At 72.1% G+C, this 2,893-nt stretch carries 1 protein-coding gene; it reads right to left on the minus strand.

All coding sequences use genetic code 11. The annotated features are described in order from the left end of the window. On the minus strand, positions 1–2,893 hold a 2,893-nt coding region (locus FOY91_RS21035; RefSeq protein ID WP_238995833.1), incomplete at both ends, for an MG2 domain-containing protein.

Genomic DNA, 2,893 nt, shown 5'->3' on the forward strand with positions numbered 1-2,893 from the left:
GACCGCCACCGCCTTGCGCCCGTAATGGCGCTTGCCCACCACCTGCGTCTGCGCGGTGGCGGTCAGCACGGAGAGCGGGCGCTCGCCCATCATCGCCTCGATCAGTTTCCAGCTCGGGTTGGGCGAGAGTTGCAGCAGCGCCTCGTCCACCGCGACGAAGGCGATCTCGGCGGCCGGTGGCGCGCGGCCGGCGGCGTCCTTCACCTGCACCGCCACCTGCGCCACGTCGCGCACATGATAGGTCGCGCGATCGGGGCGCACCGCCACATCGAGCCGGTTCGCCTCCCACCCGACCGAGATCTTGGCGATACCCAGGCGGAAGCTGGGCTTGGCGAGATCGACCAGCGCGGTGGGCCGCGCGCCCTCCCGGCTGAAGAAGGGCAGGTTCCAGCGGCGGCCGAAATCGGCCAGCCACAGGCGCCACCCCGCCACCCGCCCGCGCACCGCCAGCACCGAGACATAGACGTCGGGCGCATACCCCGCGCCCAGCTTCACCGACACGACCGGATCCTTGCCGGACAGGTCGGTGACGAAGCTGGAGAGCACGCCCTCGCGCTCCACCGTCACCAGCGCGGTGGCGGCGCGGAACGGCATCCGCACCTGAAAGCGCGCGGTGTCCCCGGCTTTGTACTCGCGCTGCTCGGGCACCAGATCCATGCGGTCGCCGTTGTCGCCGCCGAACCACCAGTCGTCGTCGCCCGCCAGCCACACCGAGGTGACGGCGCGGCTGACATTGCCGGCGTCGTCCTCGGCGGTGGCGACGGCATAGACCTCGCCCGATACGCCCGGATCGAGCGCGCATTGGGCCAGCCCCTGCGCGTCGCTGCGGGTAGAACAGGAGGCCGACAGCTTCGTCACCCGCGCATTGTTGTCGAACGCGTAGAAGCCGCCGATTAGCCGCCGCCGCGCCGACAGCACTTCCCGGCTGTAGAGCGCGACCGATACCTTGCGGCCCTTCACCGGCCGGCCCGCCGGATCGAGCACGACCAGCTTCAGCCGCAGGTCGTCGTCCTTCATCAGCCAGCCGTCGGTCTTCACCCCCACCCGCACGGCGGCGGGGAGCACGGGGATGCGCGTGGCGGCGGTCAGGGTTTCGCCGTTGGCATCCTGATAGTCCATCTCGACCGACACCATCGTCGCGCCGTCGAGCGTGCCCGGCATGTCGAGGCCGATGCGCGCGGTGCCCTGCGCCGAGAGCGTCACCGGCAGCGTCTGCGCCGATGGCAGCGGCGGGGCGATCGCGTTGCCGTCGCCGTCGAGCGGGCTGACGCCCTCGCGGATCGCGCGGCCGCCGAAGGTCCAGCCGTCCCACCCCCTCGGCGCGCCCTCGTCCCCGGCAAAGGCGGTGCGCACCGTGACGGGCATGGCCGCCGCGCCGCCGCCGCTGAGATACCCCACATAGAGATCGACCGGCAGGCTGGCCGGGCGGATCGCCACCGTCTTCGGCCCGGCGATCGTCGCGCGCATCGTCGGCAGGCGATATTCGTCCACCCGGATCGACTGGTCGGTGAAGATCGTCCGGTCGCCGATAAGGAAGCGGATGTCGTAATCGCCCTGCGCCGCGCCGGCGGGCGCGGTCCATTCGCTTTCGCCGATGCCGTTCGCGCCGATCGTGAGCGGCAGGTCGAACACCGTGTCCGATCCGCGATGCGCCAGCCGCAGCGTGCCGCGCATCGCGCCCGCCAGCGCAAAGCCACGCGCGGCGGGGCGACGGACGACGTGCTTCATATGCACCGTCTCGCCGCCACGCATCAGCGTGCGATCGAGGATGGTGTGGAAGATATCCTCCGGCGCGCTCCAGCCGAACGGCAGGTCGAAATCATAGGGGCGGATGCCCTCGCCCCATTGCGTCATGGTGAAGCTGAAATCGCCGCCGCGACGGGCCGACACCATCAGCGGGTGGCCGTCGCCGTCGTCGCAATCCGCGTAGCTGCGCGGTTCGGGCAGGCCGCGCACCACCAGCCGCCCCTGCGCGTCGCTGGTGCCGTCGCCCAGCGACCGGCCGGAGCAGGCGTCCGTCACGCTTACCGCCGCGCCCGCCACCGGGCGGCCGCTGTCCAGCGCCGTGACCCACGCCAGCGAGGTGCCGTGGCCCCATTTGAAATGCACCGCCATATTCGTCACGAGCGCGCCCGCCGCCACGTAGCGCGGCGCATCGCGCCCCAGCAGTGCGCGGCCGAGTACCGGGCTGGCCAGTTCCACCACATAGAAACCCGACGCCTTCAGCGGCACGCCGACCACCTCGAACGCCTTGCCCTTGCCCGGCAGCGCCAGGGACAGCGGGTTCGCGCCGCCCACCCCCTTCAGGATCGAACGATCGCCGGTGTGGTTGACCGTCACCTGTTTGCCGCCACGCGCCTCCTCGCGGAAGTCATTGGCCGCCGCTTTCGTGATCCGCCGCAGCCATTGCGCGATCGTGCCGTCGTCGCCCGCGATCCGCGCCACCTTGCCGCCCACCGCCAGCGTCGATCCACGCAGGGTCGGCTCCACGTTGCGCACGGTGACGGGCAGCACGCCGCCCTCGCCCGCCTCGAGGATGCCGAAATCGGCGGCGAACTTCACCAGCGGCGGCGCGGCGTCGATCCGCACCGCCAGCGGGAAGCGGCGGGCGTTGGCGAGCGGCCGGCCGCTCTCGTCCGCCACGCCCGCCGGCAGCACCACCTGTCCGGCAACGTCGGCGGGCAACGGTGCGGCGAACCTCACCTCGCGGACGGTGGCGGCGCGTTCCTTCTCCAGCGCGGGGGCGATCGACCTGCCGGCCACCTCCAGCCGGATCGCCCGCGCCTGTTCCAGCGGGATCGGCGCGGTGAAGCGGACGGTGGCCGGCTCCACCGGGCTGCACCCGGCCTGCGGGTTCACCCGCGCGCACTCGAACCGCGCCTCGAAGCCCTTG

This window comes from Alterirhizorhabdus solaris, from assembly GCF_007785815.1.
Taxonomy (GTDB): Bacteria; Pseudomonadota; Alphaproteobacteria; order Sphingomonadales; family Sphingomonadaceae; genus Alterirhizorhabdus; species Alterirhizorhabdus solaris.